Below are 20,603 nucleotides of genomic sequence, written 5' to 3' on the forward strand. Positions count from 1 at the left end.
GCCCGAGCCGCGCGCCGGTCAAGCGGGCGCGCGGCTCCGGCCCGGGATCACCAGATGTTCACGCGCTCGGCCGGCTCGAGATAGAGCTGCTGGCTCGGCTGGGGATCGAACGCGCTGTACCAGGGATCGAGATTGCGAACGACCCAGGTGCGCTGCTGCGACGGCGAATGCGGATCGGTGAGCAGCCGCTGGCGCAGGTTTGCCTCGCGATAGTTGCGCCGCCACACCTGTGCCCAGCCGAGATAGAAACGCTGATCGCCGGTGAAGCCGTCGAGCACCGGCGGCTCCTGTCCGCCGAGCGAATCGCGATAGGCCTTGTGCGCGACGGTGAGGCCGGCGAGGTCGGCGACGTTCTCGCCCAGCGTCAGATCGCCCTGCACCCGCATGCCGGGCAGCGGCTCATAGGCGTCATACTGCGCGCTGAGCGCCGCGGTGCGCGCTTCGAACGCGGCGAGATCCTCGGGCGTCCACCACTGCTCGAGCTGGCCGGTGGCATCGTATTTCGAGCCCTGATCGTCGAAATGATGGCTGATCTCGTGCCCGATCACCGCGCCGATGCCGCCATAGTTGAGCGCCGGATCGGCATTCGGATCGAAGAACGGCGGCTGGAGAATCGCGGCGGGGAAGACGATCTCGACCATGCCGAAATTGGCATAGGCGTTCACCGTCATCGGGGTCATGCCCCATTCCCAGCGATAGATCGGCTGGCCGAGCTTCCCGACGTTGTAATTATGCGCCCACTGGTTCGCGCGCCAATTGTTGCCGAAGGCATCGCCGGGGCGGATCTCGAGGTTCGAATAGTCGCGCCAGCGATCGGGATAGCCGATCTTGGGCGTGAAGGCGGCGAGCTTGGCAAGCGCGCGCTCCTTCGTCTCGGCCGACATCCAGTCGAGCCCGCGGATGCGATCGCCCATCGCCGCGATGACGTTCTGGACCAGCTCGTCCGCCGCCGCCTTGGTCTCGGGCGGGAAATAGCGCGCGACATATTCCTGGCTCACTTCGTCGGCGAGCGCCGCCGAGGTGAAATCGACCGCGCGCTTCCAGCGGGCCTGCTGCTCGGGCGTGCCCGACAGGGTGGTGCCGTAAAAGGCGAACTGCGCGTCGTCGAAGGCAGTCGGCAGCACGTCGGCGAAACTGTCGAGCGAGCGGACCATCAGCTGGTCGCGCAGCACCTGGACCGGCGTGTCGGCGATCAGCTGCGCGATCCCCTCGACCGCGCTCGGTTGGGCGACGATCACCGAATCGACCGGCGCGCCGATGCCTTCGAAATAGCGCACGAAATCGAAGCCGGGCGCGCGCGTCGTGAGATCGGCGACCGTCATCTTGTTGTAGGTCTTGTCGGCATCGCGGCTGTCGACGCGGGTCCAATGCGCCCGCGCGATCGCGGTTTCGAAATCAAGGATCGCCTGCGCGCGTTCCGCGGCATTCGGCTCGCCCGCCAGCGTCAGCACGCGCGCGAGATGCTCGCGATAGGCGTTGCGGGTTTCGGTGAGCCGCGCCTCGTCGGAAAGATAATAGTCGCGGTCGGGCATGCCGAGCCCCGCCTGGGCGAGGCTGAGCGCATAGACTTCGGGATTCTTGTCGTCCTGACCGACATAGGTGGCGAAGGGGATGGGAATGCCGGCGCGATCCGCCTCGGCGGCAAGCGCGGCATAGGCGCCGGTGTCGGTGATCCCGGCGATGCGGTTCAGCCAGGGGCGGATCGGCTCGAGCCCGCGCGCGTCGATCGCCTGACGGTCGAGATAGGCGGCATAGGCGGTGCCGATCTTCGACCCTTCGGCCCTGGCCTCTTCAAGGATCGAATGCGTGCGCTCCTGCGACAGATCGGCGAGCACGCTGAACATGCCGAAGTTCGACTTGTCCGACGGGATTTCGGTGGTGCGCGCCCAGGTGCCGTTGGCATAGGCGTAGAAATCCTCGCCCGCCGCGACGCTGCGGTCCATGCCGGCGACGTCGAAACCGAAGCTGCCGATCTGCGGCGCGGGCGCCGGAGCGGGCGTGACGGGGCCGACGGCGGCTTCGCCGACGGTCTGCGTCTGCTGGGCGACCGCCGCGGGGGCGGGCCGTTCGGCGCGGGTGCAGCCCGCGAGCAGCGCGGGCGTGGCGAACAAGGTGGTGGCGAGCAGCAGGCGGCGCATGGGAACTCCTTGGAAAGGCATGTGCCGCTGTATTACGTAGCTCCTACGCTCAGTCAAACGGCAGCAGCGATCGCCGGGCGCCGCGCCGCCGCCATTTGCGGGCGACCCACAGCCGCCAGCCGATCGCGCTGGCGAGATAGCCGAGGAGGCCCAGCGCCAGCGTGATGGTGAGCAGGCCCGCGAGAGTCGCGGGGCCGGCCTCGGCGACGATCCAGTCGGTCCAGCTCTGCTCGGGCGCCGAGATTCCGGGCAGCGCGCCCTTCAGGTCGAGCATCCAGCTGCCGAGCCAATAGGCGCCGACCCAGAGCGGCGGCGTGGTGACCGGATTGGTGACGAAGGTGGTGGCGGCGGCCGCGGGAATGTTCGCGCGGAGCGGCAGCGCAAGCACCGCGGCGGCCGGGATCTGCCCCATCGGGATCAGAATGCCGGTGGCGATGCCGAGCGCGACGCCGCGCGGCACCGAGCGGCGGGTGAAGCGCCAGAGCGACGGCGCCATGATGCGGCGGGCGAAAGGCCGCGACCAGCGATGCGATTCGATCGTCTCGCGAGTCGGCATCTGGCGCGCGACCCAGCTGCCGAAGCGGTTCGGCGCGGGCGGCGAATCAGCCGCGATCGCGGAGCAGTCGTCCCTGCTCGCGCTTCCAGTCCCGCTCCTTGATCGCCTCCCGCTTGTCATGCGTCTTCTTGCCCTTGGCGAGCGCCAGTTCCACTTTCGCGCGCCCGCGTCCATTGAAATAGATGCTGAGCGGCACGAGCGTCATCCCCTCGCGGGCGACGGCGCCGTGGAGCTTGTTGATCTCCCTTTCATGAAGGAGCAATTTACGCGGGCGCTTCGGCTCGTGATTGAAGCGATTTCCGTGGCTGAATTCGGGAATGTTCGAATTGACCAGCCAGACTTCCTCGCCCCGCACCTCGGCATAGCTCTCGGCGATTGAACCCTCGCCGAAACGCAGCGATTTCACTTCGGTACCGCTCAGCACGATCCCTGCTTCATAGACGGTTTCGATGGCATAATCGAACCGCGCGCGCCGGTTTTCGGCGACGGTCTTGACCTTTTCTGCGGGGGGACGGGGACGAGCCATGGGGAGGCGCATGTAGACACCGGCACCGCCGATGGAAAGGGCGCCCCGCCGCACGCTCCGGCGCAGCCCCGCCTCGCCCTGGCGCATCTTGCGGGAAAAACGACTTTTCAGCGTTTCCTGACCGTCCGGCGACGGAACGGCTCCGCTCAGGGTGCGTTGCAGCATTCTGTTATGTGGGAGAAGAATTCATGCGCTCCAATCTCGTGACTGGCCTGCTTGGGTCCCTGCTCGCAGTGTCCGCCGCGGCGCAGCCCGCGCTCGCCGCAGATCCTGCTTCGGCGACGTCTTCAAGCGTGGCGCGCGCCGCGACGGCTTCCGACGAGAGCTCGGACCAGATGGCCAGCCCCGGCATCGGCGTCATCATCGGTGTCGTCGGGATCATCGCGGGCGCAGCGATCGTCGTCGCCGACTCCGAAGACGAGCCCGATAGCCCCTGAGCCGATAGCCCCTGAGATCGTCCGCCGATCCGGGATCCATCTTCTCTCCTAACGAGGTAGTTTCATGATCCGTACGCTTATAGCCGTCACTGCGGCGCTCAGCCTTTCCGCAACGCCCGCGCTCGCCGCCAGCGGCGATCCGCAGTCGGTGCTCTCCGCTGCCCAGGCTCAGACCCGCGCCAGCACCGATAGCGTCGGCAACGATCAGATCGGCGGCGAAGGCGTAGGCATCGGCCTTGCCATCGCAATCGGCGTCGCTGCCGTTGTCGCGGGCGTGGTCGCGACCGACGAAGAGGACGAACCCGACAGCCCCTGACGCCTGCGTCAGGGGACGCTGAAGCCGAATCGCTCGCCTGACCCCAGCGTCAGGCGAGCTTGGCGTGTGCGAGTGCCGCGTCGACGGCCTTTTTGCTCGCGGCCGAGGGCTCGGTCATTGGCAGCCGCAGTTCGGCGGGAAAATCCGGTCGAACCACCGACAGCGCATATTTGACCGGCCCCGGCGACGCGTCGCTGAACAGCGCGCAGTGCAGCGGGAAGAGCCTGTCCTGATAGGCCAGCGCTCGGGCATAATCGCCCGACGCGCACGCCGCCTGGAACTCCGCGCAGAGCCTTGGCGCGACATTGGCAGTCACCGAGATGCAGCCGCTGCCACCCATCGCCATGACTGCGAGCGCCGTCTCGTCATTCCCTGAAAGCTGGCAGAAATCCGGCCCGCACGCCTCGCGCTGCGCCGATATCCGGCCGATCACGCCGGTGGCGTCCTTCACGCCGACGATCACTTCCGGAAACGCCTTTCTGATCCGCGCCATCGTCTCGACGGCGATGTCGGTGACCGTTCGCGCGGGGACGTTGTAGAGCAGGATCGGCAGGCCGCCGTCGCGCGCCAATACTTCGAAATGGCGGAACACGCCTTCCTGGTTCGGGCGATTGTAATAGGGCGGGACGAGCAGCGCCGCGGCGGCTCCGGCTTCCTTCGCGCGATGGATGTGGTGCAGCGCGACGCTGGTGTCGTTCGAGCCGCAGCCGGCGATCACCGGCACCCGCCCCGCCGCCTGCTCGACGCAGACTCGCACGACATGATCGTGCTCCTCGATCGTCATGGTGGCCGCTTCGCCCGTGGTGCCGCACGGGACCAGCGCCGAGGAGCCCTCCGCGATCTGCCAGTCGATCAGCGCGCGAAACTCGGATTCGGCGAAGAAACCATTGCGGAACGGCGTGGCAAGCGCGGGAATCGAACCGGAAAACATGCGCTCCGAAAAGCTCCAGGACGGGAAAATCAGGACTGGCAGATAGGGCCGGATTCCTTATGTTGTCCAGCATGCTGGCTTCGCTTCTCAAGAACACGCTTCTGCTGGCGAGTGTCTCGGGCCTCGCAGCGACCTCCGAGCTGACTCGCGAGCAGATCCAATGGTATGCCGAGCGGCTGGAAAGCGCCGCGCCGCGCCAGGCGCCCGGCTATATCCAGAGCGACCAGCTCGCCGAGGCGCTGGTCGAATGGAAGCGGCTGCAACAGTCGGACAGCTATCCTTTCGCCGATTACGCGAACTTCCTGCTGCTTCACCCGGGCTGGCCGGGCGAGACGAGCCGCCGAGCGGCGGCCGAGACGATCCTGGGCTCGGGCGAGGATGCGGCATCGCTCGCGATCCGCTTCTTCGAGCGTTTCCCGCCGCTGACCGGCGCCGGGCATCTGCGCTATGCCGAGGCGCTCGCCGCGCGCGGCGAGATGGAGGCCGCCGCCGAGCAGGCGCGCACTGCATGGCGGACGAGCCGGCTGCGCCCCGAGGACGAGGCTGCGCTGATCGGACGCTTCTCGAGCGCGCTGCGCCCCGCCGATCATGACGCGCGGATGGACATGCTGTTGTGGAACGATTCCACGAGCGCGGCCGAACGGCTGATCGGCATGGTCTCCCCCGACAAGCGGCCGGTGTTCGCTGCCCGACTCGCCTTCCGCACCGACGCGGCGAATGTCGACGAGCTTTCGGGCGCGGTCGACGACAGGGGGCGTGCCGATCCCGGCTTCATTGCCGACCGGGCGAGCTGGCTGCGCAACAATGGCCAGAGCGCGACGATGCGCCAGATCCTCGCGCAGCCGCGCCAGCTGAGCGCGCTGCCCGGCGATGTCGAGGAATGGTATGAAGTGCTGCTGGCGGCGGCGCGCGCGGCATCGAACGACGGGCAGCACCAGCTCGCCTATCGGATCGCCAGCCAGGTCGACGACGCCTATCCGGCGGGCACCGATGTGAGCGACCGCCCCTATGGCGAGCGCGACGATTACACGAGCCTGGTGTGGCTCGCAGGCACCACGGCGATGCGCGAGCTCGGTCGCCCGCAGGACGCGGTGGGCATGTTCGCCCGCTACGCCGGCGGATCGCGGACTCCGCAGACTCAGTCAAAGGGCCTCTATTGGGCCGGCCGCGCGGCCGAAGTTGCGGGCGACGAGGCCGCCGCCGCCGCCTTCTACCAGCGCGCGGCGGGTTTTCCCGACCTCTATTACGGCCAGCTCGCGCTGGAGCGGACCGGCGGCGCGCTGCGCGCCCCTGCCCCGCTCGACACCAGCACGGTCGCCGATGCCGAGCGCGAGGCCTTCTTCAACCGCGAGATCGTCCGCGCCGCGCAGATGCTGGGGACGATGGGCGCCTGGGAGGAACAGAGCCTGTTCGTCCGCCAGATCGCCAGCGCCGCCGAGAGCGACTCCGATCATGCGCTCGCCGCCGAACTGTCGCGCGCGATCAACCGGCCGGATCTGGGCGTGATGGTGGGGCGCTCGGCGCTGCAGAGCGGCTATTCGGATTTTACCGCCGCCGGATATCCTTCGGTGCGCGTGCCCGCTTCGCAGCAGGACTACTGGACGATCATCCACGCCATCGCGCGCCAGGAAAGCCAGTTCGATCGCGCCGCAGTGAGCCACGCCGGCGCGCGCGGGCTGATGCAGCTGATGCCGGGCACCGCGCGCGAAGTCGCCGGCCAGCTGGGCCTGGGCTATAATCGGGAATCGCTGACCAGCGACACCGATTACAATATCCAGCTGGGATCGAGCTATTTCCAGCGCATGCTCGACTATTACGCCGGCAGCTATCCGCTGGCGGTGGCGGCGTACAACGCGGGCCCCGGCAATGTGAACCGCTGGATCCGCGCCAACGGCGATCCGCGGCTTCCCTCCGTCGACACGCTCGAATGGATCGAGAACATCCCGATCTTCGAGACCAAGAACTATGTTCAGCGGGTGCTGGAGAATGCGGTCGTGTACGACCTCATGAACCCGGAGCGGGCGCGGTCGCGCGGGCCGAACAATCTGAGCTGGTACCTCGGAAAGAACACTCCGGGCTGACCAACCCCGCGCCCGGGACGACAGAGACCATGGACCGCCCCAATTACATCACGCCCGCGGGCTATTCGGCGCTGAAGGCCGAATATGACGCGCTGTTCGCGGTCGAGCGGCCCAAGGTGGTCGAGACGATCGCCTGGGCGGCAGGCAACGGCGATCGTTCGGAGAACGGCGATTATCTCTACGGCCGCAAGCGGCTGCGCGAGATCGACCGGACGCTCAATCGTCTCTCGCGCAAGATGAAGGCCGCCCAGGTGGTCGATCCGGCGCGGCAGCCCGATCGCGACCGCGTCTATTTCGGCGCCACCGTGACGATCGCCGACGAGGACGACGCGCAGCGGACGCTGACGCTGGTGGGCGACGACGAAGCCGATGCCGCGGCGGGACGGATCGGCTGGAATGCGCCGATCGCGCGTGCGCTGCGCGGCGCGGCGGTGGGCGACCTGCGGATCGTGCGGCTGCCGGCGGGCGACCGGGAATATGAGATCGTCGCGATCGCCTATCCCGGCGCCTGACCGCGCCGATGCGTGGCGAATGCACGCCGGAACGGGTTTCACTTGCGCTCCCGCCCCGCCTACAGGGTGCTCCGCGCGCGATCTCGCGCGCCGGTTCGGAGTAGAGATCAATGGGTTCGCGGAAGTTGGTGGTAAGTGGTGCGGTGCAGAATGTGGGCTTTCGCGACTGGGCGGTGCGCATCGCGCGCGAGTGGAATCTCACTGGCTGGGTCCGCTATGTGAACGACGGGCGCGTGGAAATCCTGGCCCAGGGCGACGACAACGCGATCGACGCCTTCGCCGACGATTGCCGCACGGGACCGCCGCGCGCACGGGTGAGCGACGTGCAGATCGAAACGGTGCCGCCGGTGAGCGCCAAGGGGTTTACCAAAAGGCTTACCGGTTGAGGCGGAACGCGGGCACGGTCTCGGCCATTGTCTCCGGTGAAAAGGAGATACGCCATGGAAAACCCGCGCATCCGAACCGCCCGCGACAATGACGACAGCGACATCATCGACAATGCCGGCGGCGCCCCCGACAAGACCGGCCGCGAAGGCGGCAATCTGCAGCGCGACGTGGGCACCCGCGACGAGCTGGCACGCGTCGACAAGCCCGAGACGCATACCCGCGTGACCAAGGCCGACGATATCGAGAACGACGCGCGCTATCCGAAGGACCGCCGGGGCGACATGTGACAACAGCGCAGCCGAACGCTACGCCCGCCCGATGAACAAGCCCCCCGAAGGCAATGTCGCGCTGCTGATCGACGCCGACAACGCCTCACCGCAATCGATCGACCCGGTGCTGACGGTGCTGGCCGAGCTCGGCACCGTCAACATCCGCCGAGTCTATGGCAACTGGCGCAAACAGTCGCTCAAGGGCTGGGCCGACATGACGCTGCGCCACGGCATCGAGCCCTATCAGCAGTTCGACATCACCAAGGGCAAGAACGCGACCGACATGAAGATGACGGTCGATGCGATGGACCTGCTGTTCCACGGGCGAGTGACCGGGTTCGGCATCCTCTCGTCGGACAGCGACTTCATGCCGCTGGCGATGCGGATCCGGCAGGAAGGATTGCCGGTCTATGGCTTCGGAACGCCTCGGACTCCGGAGGGATTCCGCCAGGCGTGCACGCGATTCATCGACGTCGCGGCGCTGATGAAGCCGAGTGCGCGCGAGGCCGACTCGCCTGCTCCGGTTTCGGCGGACGGGGCCGTGGACGAGACGCTGCTCAAGCTGCTGGTCGATGCCTATAACAGCGCGAAGCGCGACGAACGCGGCTACGCCAGCCTGTCCGACGTCGGCCAGCGCGCGGGCAATCGATCGAGCTTCGACGTGCGCAACTATGGCTACAGCCGGCTTTCGGACCTGATCGAGAAGATCCCCAATTTCCAGACCGAGCATCGCAGCGGCGGCGTCTATGTGAAGCGGCTGCGGTGATCGCGCGGCGCTACCTGGTCACCGGCCGTGTGCAGGGCGTCGGCTATCGCGACTGGACGGCGCACCGGGCGCGGGCGCTGGAGCTGACCGGCTGGGTTCGAAACCGATCCGACGGAAGCGTCGAAATCGTCGCGCACGGCGACCAAGACGCGCTCGACCGGCTGGCACAATCGCTGGTGCAGGGCCCGCCCGCCGCGCAGGTCCGCGGCGTGCGAAGCGAGGATGCGCAGGCACCCGAAGCCGGGGAATTCTTCGTCCGTCCCACCCTGTAACTCATCGCTAGGGTCGCACGGGTGGCCTTTTCTGCTGCAGCGCGCTAGGCAACGCCGCCATGCAGACAGGAACGATCGTAAGCCTCGCCATCTACTTCATCGCGATGCTGGCCATCGGCGTCTATGCCTGGGCCAAATCGACCGACGACAGCGAAGGATATCTGCTCGGCGGACGCCAGCTTCCCCCTTCGGTCGCCGCGCTGTCGGCAGGCGCGTCGGACATGTCCGGCTGGCTGCTGCTGGGCCTGCCCGGCGCCCTTTATGCCACCGGCCTCGTCGAGGCGTGGATCGGCATCGGACTGTTCATCGGCGCCTTCGCCAACTGGATCCTCGTCGCGCCGCGGCTGCGCCAGCAGACCGAGGAGCTGGACGACAGCCTGACCATCCCCGAATTCCTGTCGCGCCGCTTTCCGACACAAGCCATCCCGCTGCGCGTCATTTCGGCGCTGATCATCGTCGTGTTCTTCTCGGTCTATACCGCCGCTGGTCTCGTCGGCGGCGGGCTGCTGTTCCAGACGAGCTTCGCCGGGCTGTTCGGCGACGTTCCCGCGAGCCTGGGCGCGACGGACTACAGCTTCGGCATCTGGATCACCGCGGGCGTGGTGCTGGCCTATACGATGGTAGGCGGGTTCCTGGCAGTGAGCCTGACCGATTTCGTCCAGGGCTGCATCATGGTGGTGGCGCTGGTGCTGATGCCGATCGTCGCGACGCTGGGCGAAGGCGGGATCGGCCCGATGACGAACGCACTGACGGCGATCGATCCCGACTTCCTTCACATCACCGCCGGGCTGACCTTCCTCGGCTTCCTTTCGGCCGTGACCTGGGGGCTCGGCTATTTCGGCCAGCCGCACATCATCGTTCGCTTCATGGCGATCCGCTCGCTCAAGGACGTGCCGACCGCGCGCAACATCGGCATGAGCTGGATGGGAATCGCGCTTCTCGGTTCGATCGGCGTGGGCATCGCCGGCCGCGCCTTCGCCGAGCGCAACGGCATTCCGGTCGAGAATTCCGAGACGATCTTCATCGTCCTGGCCGACATGCTGTTCCACCCGCTGATTACCGGATTCCTGCTCGCCGCGCTGCTCGCCGCGATCATGAGCACGATCTCGTCGCAGCTGCTGGTCGCTTCCAGCTCGCTGACCGAGGACTTCTATCGGCTGTTCCTGCGCAAGCAGGCGAGCGAGAAGGAGATGGTGAACGTGGGGCGGGTCTGCGTGCTGCTCGTCGCGGTGGTGGCGGGCGTGATCGCGCTCGATCCCGAGAGCGAAGTGCTGGGACTCGTCTCCAACGCCTGGGCAGGGTTCGGTGCCGCCTTCGGCCCGCTGATCCTGTTTGCGCTGATGTGGAAACGGATGACCGGCGCAGGCGCGGTGGCCGGGCTCGTCACCGGCGCGGCGGTGGTGATCCTGTGGATCGCGCTCGGCTGGAACAGCAGCTTCCTGGGCGGCGAAGGGATTTACGAGATCATCCCCGGCTTCCTGGCGGCGACCGCGGCGATCGTGCTGGTGAGCCTCGCCGGCAGGGCGCCCGAGCCGCGGCGCGCGCCGCTCGCCGCCGAATAGCCCCGCCCTGCCCGTCGAGCGTTTCTTCTTCTATGGGACGCTGCAACGCGGCGGACGCTATTGGCGCACGCTGGAGCTGGGCCGGCGCGCGCGCTTCGTCCGCATCGACTGGATTCGCGGTCAGCTGTTCGACTTCGGCGACTATCCCGGAGCGCTGCTCGGCGGGCGCGGCTGGGTGCACGGCGAAGTCTTCGAAACGCGCGATCCAAGGCTGCTCGCCGATGTGGACGCAGTAGAGGACTTCCACGAGGGCGATCCGGCCAGCTCGGAGTATCTGAGATACCGCGTAACCACGCGCTCGGGCCTGACCCTATGGGCCTATGGCTACAATCGGCCGCTCGGCACCGCGCCGCGCATCGCGACGGGGCGCTGGCGCCGACGGCGCTGACCTCCGTTGGCGAGGCGGAACAATGCGGCTTGCGACGTTTTCCTCTCCTGTCACTTCAGGGGAGGAACGCCATGTTCTCGAAACGCCTGCTGCTTTCCGTCTGCGCCGCGCCGCTCGCGCTGGCGTCGTGCACCACCGGCCTCACCTCGGCCCCGCCCGTCGTGCCCGGTCAGGCTGCGCCGATCAGCAGTGCCGAGCGCCAGCAAGGGCAGCAATCGAGCGCCCAGCTGATCGAGGAATTCGGCGGCGCCTGGACCGGCGCGCCCTCGGCCTATGTCGAGCAGGTGGCGCGCCGGGTCGCCACCCAGTCGGGCCTCTCCGCCACGCCGCAGGACTTCACCGTCACCGTGCTCGACAGCCCGGTGGCGAACGCCTTCGCGACGCCCGGCGGCTATATCTACATCACGCGCGGCCTGCTCGCGCTGATCGACAACGAGGCCGAGCTGGCGGCAGTGCTGGGCCATGAGGTCGGCCATGTCGCCGCGCGGCACAGCCAGCGGCGGCAGGAGGCGGCGAGCCGCAACAGCCTGCTCGGCGCGCTGGGCCAGCTGCTCGTCGGCGCCGTCGCCGGCGATTCCGGGCTCGGCCAGCTGCTCGGCCAGGGGATCGGCACCGGCACGCAGCTGGCGACGCTCGGCTATTCGCGCAGCCAGGAAGAACAGGCGGACGATCTGGGCGTCGCCTATCTGCTCGACGCGGGCTACGACACCGAGGCGCTGGCGAGCATGCTCGCGAGCCTCGCCGAACAGAACAACCTCGAGCAGCAGCTGGCGGGCGACGCGCGCATCCTGCCCGAATGGGCGAGCACCCATCCCGATCCGGCAAGCCGCGTCCGCGAGGCGCTGGCGCAGGCGCAGCAGGCCGGAGGCACCGAGCTTCCGCGCAACCGCGACGCCTATCTCTCGGCGATCGACGGCATGCTCTATGGCGACAATCCGCGCCAGGGGATCATCGAGGGCCGGACCTTCCGCCACCCCGAGCTGCAGATCGCCTTCACGGTGCCGCAGGGCTTCAGCATGACGAACGGCACCCGCGCAGTGACGATCACCGGCCCGAACACCCAGGCGCAATTCTCGACCGCGTCCTTCTCGGGCGATCTGCAGGGCTATGTGCGGTCGGTCCTCCAGTCGCTCGGCGGGGCGAACACGAACCTTCCCGCCGCGAACGTGCAGACCACGCGCGTCAACGGGCTGCCCGCCGCCTATGCGCAGGTGCGGGCGAACACGGGGCAGAGCCAGGTCGACGTCACGGTCTTCGCCTATTCGGCAGGCAACCGAGCCTATCACTTCACGGTGCTCACCCCTGCCGGCCAGGGGCTGGGCGCGGCGAGCTCGCTCGTCCAGTCGTTCCGCACGCTGAGCCAGTCCGAAGCGGCGCAGATCCGGCCGAAATATCTGCGGGTCGTGCCGGTCCGCGCGGGCGACACCATCGCGTCGCTCGCGGCGCGGATGGACTATGAGAGCAACCAGCTCGAGCGCTTCCTGGTGCTCAACAGCCTCTCTCGGGACTCGACGCTGCGCGCAGGCGATCGCGTGAAGATCGTGACCTATTGAGGCGAAGCGCGCTCAGCCAAGTCCGGCGCAGTTCCCACCGAGCCGAGTGGAGAACCCGCCGGGCGAACGCGCGCCGAGCTCGGCACCATCGGCCTTGGCGATCAGATAGGTCGTCTCCGCCCCGGAGCCGGGATCGACGGCGAGTGTCCAGGCTTCCAGAGGGCCGCGCGGCGTCTTCACCGTCTCGGACCCGGTGACCGCGATCGAGAAGCTGCCGAGGCCCTTGTCATATTGGTAGAAGGGAAGCCGGAACGCCGCACCCTCCGCAAGCGGAAGCGCGCCGAAAGTGAGGCCCCAGAGATTGCCCTCCAGCACCGGCCCCGGAAGCGCGACGTCGATCGGCGTGGTCGTGCCCTCGGCGGTGCGGCTGCCATGGACATGATCTGCCGCATAGGCGAGCGACACCGTGTGCGGATGACCGGTCCGCGCCGCCTTCGCCGCGTCGCGGCTGTCGAAGCGGATCGGCGCGAGGTCGGTTCGCCGCAGGACGAAATGGTCGCGCAGATCGAACGCGCCGCCCGCCAGCCGCTGATGGACGACGATGTCCCAGGCGGGCACGCCATCGACTTCGGTCGCTTCCACCGTCTGGAGCGTGGCTCCCAGTTCCCGAGCGCCGCGGAACACCGCATAACAGGCGCTCCCCGGCGCCAGCCGCGTGCCGTCGATGCCGGGGAGGCTGGTGGCCTGCGGTCCCAGCAGCAGCAGGATCGTGCTCAGCAACGGCATGAAGCTCTCCTTTCACTCGGTCCCGGAACAGTCGGCGAGTTCGGTGATCGCCCGGTCGAAGCGGGGACGCACCTGTTCGGGCGTCAGCTTCGCGAGCGCCTCGAGCGACATGCCCTCGCCCACCTGCCGTGCGATCCGATAGCCGAGATAATAGCCGAAGCGGCCGGGGAAGCCGGTCGCGCCATCGGTGCTGAAATAGAAGAACGGCGCATAATCGGCGTCTTCCTCGGAATTCCGCTTCGCGGCGAGCAGGCACATCGCCTCGTCGAACCGTGGATCGACTGCTTCTCGAAGCGAAACCGGCAAGTGCAAGAGCAGCTGGCGATCGGTGGCGCCGGGGTTCATCCGCTCGGCGACATAGGTGGCGAGTCCTTCGCGCCACGCCGAGCACCACAGCGGCTCGCAGGAGAAGAAGCGCTTGTGGTACATGTGGAAGAGCTCGTGATCGAGCAGCGGGCCGACCGTTTCGGCATCGTGGAGCTGCGCGATCATGTCGGCGCCGAAGATCAGGTAGGTCGTGCCGTCGATGGTGCGCGTGCCGCCATCCATCTCCCCCATCGAATGGACGAGATGCACCGGCATGGTGACGCCGAAATCGGGAAAGACGGCCTGCATGCGCGGCAGGCCGGTCGCGAAGCTCTCCGCGAACGCAGCGTCGACGGCGAGAATGCGCTCGCGCAGCCGCGGATAGGCTTCCAGCGCCTGCGCGATGCGCGCTTCGTGCCGCGCTTCATCGCGGCCGCGCAGCGCGTAGAAGCCGGGGAACACGTCGGCGAAGCGGGCGCGAAACAGCGCGACTCGCTCGGCACGCTCCATCGTGGCGGTCTCCACCGCGAAGCGATCGAATTCCGCGACGTGCGAGGTGAAGGGCTGCTCCTCGCCCGCCGGCTGCGCGGCAACGGAAACCGGAAGAAACGCGAGCATGGCCGCGACGAGGAACCGAATCATGGAGCCGTGTTAGCCGACTAACACAATCCCTACCAGCCCCGCGCGATCGGCGGCCCCGCCGCGAGAGGTGCGCTCGCTTCGTGCGAGCGGACCCCGTCGCGGCCGGTGCGTCGTCAGCGCGTCAGCTTCTTGTACGCCAGCGCGGTCGGACGATCGGCGGCATCGCCGAGGCGGCGCCGCTTGTCTTCCTCATAGGCTTCGAAATTGCCTTCGAACCATTCGACATGGCTGTTGCCTTCGAAGGCGAGGATGTGAGTCGCGAGACGATCGAGGAAGAAGCGATCGTGGCTGATGACCACGGCGCAGCCCGCGAAATTCTCGATCGCTTCCTCGAGCGCGCCGAGCGTCTCGACGTCGAGGTCGTTGGTCGGCTCGTCGAGCAGCAGCACGTTGCCGCCGCGCTTGAGCATCTTGGCCATGTGCACGCGATTGCGCTCGCCGCCCGAGAGCTTGCCGACGTTCTTCTGCTGGTCCTGACCCTTGAAGTTGAACGCGCCGACATAGGCGCGGGTCGACATGTCGTGGCCGTTGACCTTCACATAGTCGAGGCCGTCGGAAATCTCTTCCCAGACATTGTGCTTGGGATCGAGATCGTCGCGGCTCTGATCGACATAGCCCAAGTGCACCGTGCTTCCGAATTCGACCGTGCCCGAATCGGGCTGTTCCTGACCGGTGAGGATCTTGAACAGAGTCGACTTGCCGGCACCGTTCGGGCCGATCACGCCGACGATGCCGCCGGCGGGAAGCGAGAAGGACAGATTCTCGAACAGCAGCTTGTCGCCGAACGCCTTAGTGACGTTCTCGACCTCGATCACCTTGCCGCCGAGACGCTCGGGCACCTGGATGACGATCTGCGCCTTGCCGGGCGCGCGATCCTTCTGCGCCTCGACCAGCTGGTCGAACTTGGCGATACGCGCCTTGGACTTGGTCTGGCGACCCTTGGCGCCCTGCCGGATCCATTCGAGCTCGTCCTTGATCGCCTTCTGGCGCCCGGATTCCTCGCGATCCTCCTGCTCGAGCCGCTTGGCCTTCTTTTCCAGATAGGTCGAGTAATTGCCTTCGTAGGGGAAGTATTTCCCGCGATCGAGCTCGAGGATCCACTCGACGACATTGTCGAGGAAATAGCGGTCGTGGGTGATCATCAGCACCGCGCCGGCATATTCCTTGAGGTGGTTTTCGAGCCACTGGACGCTTTCGGCGTCGAGATGGTTGGTCGGCTCGTCGAGCAGCAGGATCGACGGCTTCTGGATCAAGAGGCGCGTGAGCGCGATGCGGCGCTTCTCACCGCCCGACAGATTCTCGACCGACCAGTCGCTGGGCGGGCAGCGCAGCGCTTCCATCGCGATCTCGAGCTGGTTGTCGAGCGTCCAGCCGTCGACCGCGTCGATCTTGGCCTGAAGCTCGCCCATCTCCTCCATGAGCGCGTCGAAATCGGTGTCGTCCTGGGGGTCGCCCATCTCGGCCGAGATGGCGTTGAAGCGATCGACCATGTCGGCCACGTCGCGCGCGCCATCCTTGACGTTCTCGAGCACCGTCTTGTTCGGATCGAGCTGCGGCTCCTGCGGCAGATAGCCGACGGTGATGTTCTCGCCCGGCCACGCCTCGCCGGAGAAATCGGTGTCGATCCCGGCCATGATCTTCATCAGGGTCGACTTGCCGGCGCCGTTGGGGCCGACGATGCCGATCTTGGCACCCTGATAGAATTGCAGGTTGATGTTCGACAGCACCGGCTTGGGTGCGCCGGGGAAGGTCTTGGTCATGTCCTTCATGACGAACGCGTATTGGGCGGCCACGGGAGCGGTCTCCGTTGGTAGGCAAGGTTGCGGGAAGTTGCCGCGCATGTAGCGATCGCCACCGCCGATGGCAACGCGGCGGGCATCGAGGCGATTGGCAAGCCGCATCCGCCGGGCTAGCACTTGCGCCATGACGCTTCGCTACTCCCTGCTCGCCGCGGCCGCCGCGCTCGCCCTTCCCCTCCCCGCGCTTGCCCAGACTGCGCCCGACGTCGCGGCGATGCGCGACGCGGCGCTCGACGACAGCGTCGCATGGGACATCGTCGAAGGACTGACCACCGAAGTCGGTCCGCGCCTCGCCGGCACCGAAGCCGAGGCGCGGGCGCGCGACTGGGCAGTCGCCCGGCTGCGCGCGCTCGGCTTCTCCAATGTCCGCTCCGAGCCGTTCGACATGCCGGTGTGGGTGCGCGGCGAAGAACGCGCCGAAGTGACCGCGCCCTTCCCGCAGCCGCTGCACCTGACCGCGCTCGGCAATTCGGGCGCGACCGGTCCCGAGGGGCTGGAGGCCGAAGTCGTCTATTTCCCGACCTTCGCCGATTTGGCGGCGGCGCCCGACGGCAGTCTCGCCGGCAAGATCGCATTCGTCAGCCATGCGATGCGCGCGACGCAGGACGGCTCGCATTACGGCCAGTTCGGCCAGGCGCGCCGCGCCGGTCCGGCAATTGCGGCGCGCAAGGGCGCGGCGGCGATCCTGATCCGCTCGATCGGCACCGACTATCATCGCAACCCGCACACCGGCGGCACGAGCTTTCCCGAAGGCGTCGCGCCGATCCCCGCCGCCGCGCTGGCGCTGCCCGACGCCGAGCAGCTCGAGCGCATCCTCGCGCGCGGGCGCCCGGTGCGCGTGCGGCTGGTGCTGACGCCGCAGCAGATCGGGCCGCGCCAGTCGGGCAACGTGATCGCCGAGGTTCCCGGCAGCGATCCCGACGCCGGCATCATCGTCGCGGCCTGCCACCTCGACAGCTGGGATCTGGGCACGGGGGCGTTCGACGACGGCGCCGGATGCGGCATCGTCACCGCCGCCGCCAAACGGGTGATGGAGGCGGGCACGCCGCGCCGCACGATCCGGCTGCTCTGGGCGGGCGCCGAGGAAGTCGGCGTGTTCGGCGGCCGGGCCTATTTCGACGCGCACAAGGACGAGCATCACGTACTGGCCGGCGAATCCGATTTCGGCGCGGATCGCGTGTGGCAAGTGAGCAGCGGGCTTCCTGCCTCGGCGGAACCGCTCGAACAGCGGATGGCCGCGGCGCTGGCGCCGCTCGGCATCGCGTGGTCGGCAACCCCCGCCGGTGGTGGCGCCGACATCGGCCCGCTGGTCCGCGCGGGCGTTCCGGCGATCGATCTGGCGCAGGACGGCACGCGCTATTTCGACTATCACCACACCCCCGACGACACGCTCGACAAGATCGATCGCGAGCAGCTGCAGCAGAATGTGGCGGCGTGGACGACCGTGCTCGCGCTGGCAGCGAACGCCCCCGAGGAACTCGCCCCGAACATGGCAGAAATGCGGTAACCCGATTCGCTTGCGGAACGTCCCGAGCGTTTCGAAAGAAGCGATTCGCGCGTTTCTGCTGCGCTGCGCAACGAGCGGAACGGCGGAAAACCGCGGATTAACCTTGCCAGAAGCTGAATATACGTTGACGCGCCCACGCGCCGCGCTATTGCGGCGACTTCGCGACGGCATTCGGGCCGGATGCGAAATGACTGCTTTTCTTTGGGAGCAACCGAGATGAAGAAGATCCTCACTGTCGCTGCTGCCGCCGGCCTGATGACGCTCGCCGCCTGCGAGCCGGCGACCGTCGAGAACGACACCGCGGCCAACATGATCGAAGAACTCGAGGCAAATGCCGCGATGTACGAGAACGCCGCCGACATGGCTTCGAACGAGATGATGGAAAACGTCTACGAGAACACCGCCGACGTTCTCGAGAACCAGGCCGACATGGTCGAAGACAATGCGATGGAAGCCGAAGACACCATGTAATGGTGCGCCGCTCCCGAGGGAGCGGCTCGGCCTCGCGTCGAAATGAAAAGGGCGTCCCGAACGGGGCGCCCTTTTTTTCATGCTCCGACGACAGGCACCCGAGGGGGGCTTGCGGCACGGCGGCCGGCGCGCGCATGCGCCGGCCACCCTCACGGATCAGAAGGCGGCGCGCAGCGTCACCTGGAAAAGCTGCCCCGATTCCTCGCGCTCGATCTCATATTCGTCGAGATCGCCCGCGGCGCGATTTTCGAGGATCTCGGTCAGCGAATCCCCGTCATATTTGCGGAAATCCTCCTTCTTTTCGCGATTGAGGATGTTTTGCACCGAAAAGCGGAGGACGAAGCTGTTGCCGAACCGCTTCTCGACAAAGGCCTCGAGATCCGGATCGTAGCGCAGCCACACCAGCTCGTCGAAATTGGATTCAAACGCTTCGCTGCGGCCCGAGATGGTCGCCCCGAAGCTCAGCTCCGCCGGCGCGACATTCTGTATGAACCCGGCGTTGTAGATATGGTGCGGCTGGTTGTTGAACCGCCGCTCCTCGCCGGTGAACGGATCGATCGTGGTGCTGTCGAGATAGGTATAGTTGGCGAACAGCCCGGTCTGGCCGAAGCCGAACAGCTGCACCGGAGTGGAGAAATCGACTTCGACACCCCAGGTCTCGCCGTCTCCGATGTTGCGCGGCGTGAAACTCTGCCCATCGGGGCCGTTGGCGCGGGTCACCACCAGCTCGATCAGATCGCTTATATCGCGATAGAAGAGATTGACGCCGACGATGCCGCGCATGCCCAGCCGGCGCTCATAGCCGACATCAAGACCCCAGGCCTGTTCGTTGCGCAGGTTCGGGTTGCCGATCGTCAGATCGTCGTCGCCGGGCGTCTCGTCCTGCTCATAGGGCGAGATGAGATCATAGTTCGGACGCCGAACCGTGCGCGCGAACGATGCACGGAACTGGTTCACGCTGTCCGGGGCGTAGCGCAGGTGCAGCGACGGATTGAGCATTTCGGAGTCGTAGGAGCCCGAGGCGGCCGTCCCGATCACGTCGCGGCGCGTGATTTCGTATCGCAGTCCGGCATCGACCGTGAACTCCGACCCGAATTCCTGCGTGACGCGCAGATAGGGGTCGTAGCGCTCTTCCTCGATGGTGAAGGCGTCGGACGTGAGCAGTCCGTCGTTCAGCCCCTCGCGATGCTTGGAGAGGAAATCGACCCCGGCCTTGATCCGCAGTCCGGCCGCATTCGACCAGGCGCCGTACAAGGTGCCGGTATATTCGTCGTCGTCGATCGCGATGCTCTCCTCTTCGTCGATCTCGACATCCTCGTAATCGTCTTCATTGTCGCCGACGAAAACGATCACGTCGGTGCGCTCGCGATAGGCGTTCCAGCCGCCGGCGACGCCCAGCTCGAAGTTTCCGAGCGGCAGTCGGCCGTCGAAAGTCGCGGCATAGGTCTGCTGGCTGATGTCCTCATGCTGTAGTTCGACCTCGTCGAAATCGAGCGTGTCGCCTTCGAAGGTGAGCGAGCGCTCGCGCTCGTCGCGATCGGTGTCGACGATCAGCCCGCCGATCCGGAACCGCCCGCCGTTGCCGATCTCGGTCGAGATCTCGGCGCTGGCCGAAAGATCGCTACCGTCGCGGGTATCGTCCTGACGCTCGAGATCGTCGAACTCGGGGTCGGCGACATAGGTCGCCTCGTCGGCGTCGAGCTGCTCCGGCTCGCCGCCGAAGCGGTAGGAGATCTTCTCCTTGGGATTGCGCCGTTCCTGATAGTTGAGCGCGAGCCAGAAATCGGTGCGATCGCCAAGATGCCCCGAATAGGCGAGCGCCGCGGACGGACGCACTTCGCCGTCGGCGTTGAACAACGCGCCGCCCTTCACGAAACCGCCTTCGAACGCGACCGCTTCCTTGGTGACGACATTGAGGGTGCCGGCGACGCCGGTGCTCGGCTGATCGGCGCGGGGCGAGCGGACGATCTCGATCCGCTCGACCAGCTCGGCGGGAATGCGATCGACGAAGAAGCTGCCGTCCGCTTCGCCGCCGGGCACGCGGCGGCCGTTGATCAACACCTGGGTGAACCCCGCCGGAAGGCCGCGAAACTGGACCTGATCATATTCGAGCACGTCGGACGTGAAGGTCACGCCGGGCACGCGCTTGAGCATTTCGCCCACCGACACCGGCTCGAACCGCTGGAAATACTCCAGGTCGTAGGACAGCACGGGATTGGGATCCTGGGTGCGATTGCGGAAGAAGATCTCACCGGTGACGAGGATGTCCTGCGCGCTCTGTTCGGTCTGTTCGGCTCCCGTCTGCGCGGCCGTTTCGCCGGGCGCGGCGTTCTGGGCCAGGGCAGGCGTGGCAGTGGCGAGCGCCGCAAGGGCAGCCCCGCCGAGAAGGCGCGACATCGTCATGAAAACTTCCCCCATCTGGATTAGCGGCCTAGGTGCCGCGTGAAATCACGCTCGC

Annotated in this window: 21 protein-coding genes; 13 read left to right on the forward strand and 8 right to left on the reverse strand. The window is 67.1% G+C overall.

Annotated features, from left to right (window positions below):
• Positions 1-47: 47 nt before the first annotated feature.
• Genes ACQ450_RS02605 through smpB form a run of 3 tightly spaced genes read right to left on the reverse strand, consistent with a single transcriptional unit; the run spans position 48 to position 3,220 of the window.
• Complete coding sequence (locus tag ACQ450_RS02605; RefSeq protein ID WP_431470390.1) at positions 48-2,138, reverse strand: M13 family metallopeptidase; 2,091 nt, start codon at positions 2,136-2,138, stop codon at positions 48-50.
• Positions 2,139-2,187: 49 nt separating this feature from the next.
• On the reverse strand, positions 2,188-2,694 hold the full coding sequence (locus ACQ450_RS02610) for a DUF2062 domain-containing protein (protein WP_262503963.1): 507 nt from the start codon (positions 2,692-2,694) through the stop codon (positions 2,188-2,190).
• Positions 2,695-2,740: 46 nt separating this feature from the next.
• Positions 2,741-3,220 carry an SsrA-binding protein SmpB gene (smpB, locus tag ACQ450_RS02615; RefSeq protein ID WP_188054981.1) on the reverse strand — a complete coding sequence of 160 codons (480 nt, stop codon included), beginning with the start codon at positions 3,218-3,220 and terminating at the stop codon, positions 2,741-2,743.
• A gap of 188 nt (positions 3,221-3,408) precedes the next feature.
• Between smpB and ACQ450_RS02620 the strand changes: the two genes are divergently transcribed.
• Positions 3,409-3,657 (forward strand): hypothetical protein, encoded by a 249-nt coding sequence (locus ACQ450_RS02620; RefSeq protein ID WP_431470391.1) that lies wholly within the window; start codon positions 3,409-3,411, stop codon positions 3,655-3,657.
• Positions 3,658-3,721: 64 nt separating this feature from the next.
• Positions 3,722-3,973, forward strand: coding sequence for a hypothetical protein (locus ACQ450_RS02625; protein WP_431470392.1), 252 nt, complete (start codon positions 3,722-3,724; stop codon positions 3,971-3,973).
• A gap of 49 nt (positions 3,974-4,022) precedes the next feature.
• Here the strand turns inward: ACQ450_RS02625 and dapA are convergent, their stop codons facing one another.
• Positions 4,023-4,904 (reverse strand): 4-hydroxy-tetrahydrodipicolinate synthase, encoded by an 882-nt coding sequence (gene dapA / locus ACQ450_RS02630; RefSeq protein ID WP_431470393.1) that lies wholly within the window; start codon positions 4,902-4,904, stop codon positions 4,023-4,025.
• 71 nt (positions 4,905-4,975) lie between these two features.
• Between dapA and ACQ450_RS02635 the strand changes: the two genes are divergently transcribed.
• The 9 genes from ACQ450_RS02635 to ACQ450_RS02675 all read left to right on the forward strand — a co-directional run bounded on the left by ACQ450_RS02635 (position 4,976) and on the right by ACQ450_RS02675 (position 12,694).
• Complete coding sequence (locus ACQ450_RS02635; RefSeq protein WP_431470394.1) at positions 4,976-6,985, forward strand: lytic transglycosylase domain-containing protein; 2,010 nt, start codon at positions 4,976-4,978, stop codon at positions 6,983-6,985.
• Positions 6,986-7,014: 29 nt separating this feature from the next.
• On the forward strand, positions 7,015-7,497 hold the full coding sequence (gene greB / locus ACQ450_RS02640; protein ID WP_431470395.1) for a transcription elongation factor GreB: 483 nt from the start codon (positions 7,015-7,017) through the stop codon (positions 7,495-7,497).
• Between the two features lie 110 nt (positions 7,498-7,607).
• The gene (locus ACQ450_RS02645; protein WP_188054987.1) at positions 7,608-7,883 is read left to right on the forward strand and encodes an acylphosphatase; all 276 of its coding nucleotides are present in this window, start codon (positions 7,608-7,610) and stop codon (positions 7,881-7,883) included.
• A 54-nt stretch (positions 7,884-7,937) separates the two neighbouring features.
• Positions 7,938-8,171, forward strand: coding sequence for a hypothetical protein (locus ACQ450_RS02650; protein WP_431470396.1), 234 nt, complete (start codon positions 7,938-7,940; stop codon positions 8,169-8,171).
• Positions 8,172-8,202: 31 nt separating this feature from the next.
• On the forward strand, positions 8,203-8,919 hold the full coding sequence (locus ACQ450_RS02655) for an NYN domain-containing protein (RefSeq protein WP_188054989.1): 717 nt from the start codon (positions 8,203-8,205) through the stop codon (positions 8,917-8,919).
• Complete coding sequence (locus tag ACQ450_RS02660; protein WP_431470397.1) at positions 8,916-9,191, forward strand: acylphosphatase; 276 nt, start codon at positions 8,916-8,918, stop codon at positions 9,189-9,191. The genes ACQ450_RS02655 and ACQ450_RS02660 overlap by 4 nt, the downstream gene beginning before the upstream one ends.
• A 59-nt stretch (positions 9,192-9,250) precedes the next feature.
• A complete protein-coding gene (gene putP / locus ACQ450_RS02665) occupies positions 9,251-10,753 on the forward strand; it encodes a sodium/proline symporter PutP (protein WP_431470398.1) in 1,503 nt (500 codons plus the stop codon).
• Positions 10,754-10,829: 76 nt separating this feature from the next.
• Positions 10,830-11,141, forward strand: a complete 312-nt coding sequence (locus ACQ450_RS02670) for a gamma-glutamylcyclotransferase family protein (RefSeq protein WP_431471265.1) — start codon at positions 10,830-10,832, stop codon at positions 11,139-11,141.
• Positions 11,142-11,212: 71 nt separating this feature from the next.
• A complete protein-coding gene (locus tag ACQ450_RS02675) occupies positions 11,213-12,694 on the forward strand; it encodes a M48 family metalloprotease (protein WP_431470399.1) in 1,482 nt (493 codons plus the stop codon).
• Between the two features lie 12 nt (positions 12,695-12,706).
• Here ACQ450_RS02675 and ACQ450_RS02680 read toward each other — a convergent pair whose 3' ends face one another.
• The 3 genes from ACQ450_RS02680 to ettA all read right to left on the reverse strand — a co-directional run bounded on the left by ACQ450_RS02680 (position 12,707) and on the right by ettA (position 16,161).
• Positions 12,707-13,420, reverse strand: coding sequence for a DUF3108 domain-containing protein (locus ACQ450_RS02680; protein ID WP_431470400.1), 714 nt, complete (start codon positions 13,418-13,420; stop codon positions 12,707-12,709).
• Between the two features lie 12 nt (positions 13,421-13,432).
• On the reverse strand, positions 13,433-14,368 hold the full coding sequence (locus ACQ450_RS02685) for a hypothetical protein (protein WP_431470401.1): 936 nt from the start codon (positions 14,366-14,368) through the stop codon (positions 13,433-13,435).
• Between the two features lie 113 nt (positions 14,369-14,481).
• Positions 14,482-16,161, reverse strand: coding sequence for an energy-dependent translational throttle protein EttA (gene ettA, locus ACQ450_RS02690; RefSeq protein WP_431470402.1), 1,680 nt, complete (start codon positions 16,159-16,161; stop codon positions 14,482-14,484).
• A 130-nt stretch (positions 16,162-16,291) separates the two neighbouring features.
• Here ettA and ACQ450_RS02695 point away from each other — a divergent pair, with 130 nt between their 5' ends.
• Together ACQ450_RS02695 and ACQ450_RS02700 are read left to right on the forward strand one after the other, a co-directional pair.
• A complete protein-coding gene (locus ACQ450_RS02695) occupies positions 16,292-17,674 on the forward strand; it encodes a M28 family peptidase (protein ID WP_431470403.1) in 1,383 nt (460 codons plus the stop codon).
• Between the two features lie 216 nt (positions 17,675-17,890).
• Entirely contained in the window at positions 17,891-18,145 is a 255-nt protein-coding gene (locus ACQ450_RS02700; protein WP_188054998.1) for a hypothetical protein, read from the forward strand.
• 156 nt (positions 18,146-18,301) lie between these two features.
• Here ACQ450_RS02700 and ACQ450_RS02705 read toward each other — a convergent pair whose 3' ends face one another.
• Positions 18,302-20,548, reverse strand: coding sequence for a TonB-dependent receptor plug domain-containing protein (locus tag ACQ450_RS02705; protein WP_431470404.1), 2,247 nt, complete (start codon positions 20,546-20,548; stop codon positions 18,302-18,304).
• Positions 20,549-20,603 lie beyond the last annotated feature (55 nt).

Source organism: Sphingosinithalassobacter sp. LHW66-3 (assembly GCF_050703275.1).
GTDB lineage: Bacteria > Pseudomonadota > Alphaproteobacteria > Sphingomonadales > Sphingomonadaceae > Sphingomonas.

Coding starts and splice junctions, on each gene's coding strand:
- ACQ450_RS02605 (WP_431470390.1), bottom strand. CDS start 2,138: ATGCGCCGCCTGCTGCTCGCCACCACCTTGTTCGCCACGCCCGCGCTG.
- ACQ450_RS02610 (WP_262503963.1), bottom strand. CDS start 2,694: ATGCCGACTCGCGAGACGATCGAATCGCATCGCTGGTCGCGGCCTTTC.
- smpB (WP_188054981.1), bottom strand. CDS start 3,220: ATGGCTCGTCCCCGTCCCCCCGCAGAAAAGGTCAAGACCGTCGCCGAA.
- ACQ450_RS02620 (WP_431470391.1), top strand. CDS start 3,409: ATGCGCTCCAATCTCGTGACTGGCCTGCTTGGGTCCCTGCTCGCAGTG.
- ACQ450_RS02625 (WP_431470392.1), top strand. CDS start 3,722: ATGATCCGTACGCTTATAGCCGTCACTGCGGCGCTCAGCCTTTCCGCA.
- dapA (WP_431470393.1), bottom strand. CDS start 4,904: ATGTTTTCCGGTTCGATTCCCGCGCTTGCCACGCCGTTCCGCAATGGT.
- ACQ450_RS02635 (WP_431470394.1), top strand. CDS start 4,976: ATGCTGGCTTCGCTTCTCAAGAACACGCTTCTGCTGGCGAGTGTCTCG.
- greB (WP_431470395.1), top strand. CDS start 7,015: ATGGACCGCCCCAATTACATCACGCCCGCGGGCTATTCGGCGCTGAAG.
- ACQ450_RS02645 (WP_188054987.1), top strand. CDS start 7,608: ATGGGTTCGCGGAAGTTGGTGGTAAGTGGTGCGGTGCAGAATGTGGGC.
- ACQ450_RS02650 (WP_431470396.1), top strand. CDS start 7,938: ATGGAAAACCCGCGCATCCGAACCGCCCGCGACAATGACGACAGCGAC.
- ACQ450_RS02655 (WP_188054989.1), top strand. CDS start 8,203: ATGAACAAGCCCCCCGAAGGCAATGTCGCGCTGCTGATCGACGCCGAC.
- putP (WP_431470398.1), top strand. CDS start 9,251: ATGCAGACAGGAACGATCGTAAGCCTCGCCATCTACTTCATCGCGATG.
- ACQ450_RS02675 (WP_431470399.1), top strand. CDS start 11,213: ATGTTCTCGAAACGCCTGCTGCTTTCCGTCTGCGCCGCGCCGCTCGCG.
- ACQ450_RS02680 (WP_431470400.1), bottom strand. CDS start 13,420: ATGCCGTTGCTGAGCACGATCCTGCTGCTGCTGGGACCGCAGGCCACC.
- ACQ450_RS02685 (WP_431470401.1), bottom strand. CDS start 14,368: ATGATTCGGTTCCTCGTCGCGGCCATGCTCGCGTTTCTTCCGGTTTCC.
- ACQ450_RS02695 (WP_431470403.1), top strand. CDS start 16,292: ATGACGCTTCGCTACTCCCTGCTCGCCGCGGCCGCCGCGCTCGCCCTT.
- ACQ450_RS02700 (WP_188054998.1), top strand. CDS start 17,891: ATGAAGAAGATCCTCACTGTCGCTGCTGCCGCCGGCCTGATGACGCTC.
- ACQ450_RS02705 (WP_431470404.1), bottom strand. CDS start 20,548: ATGACGATGTCGCGCCTTCTCGGCGGGGCTGCCCTTGCGGCGCTCGCC.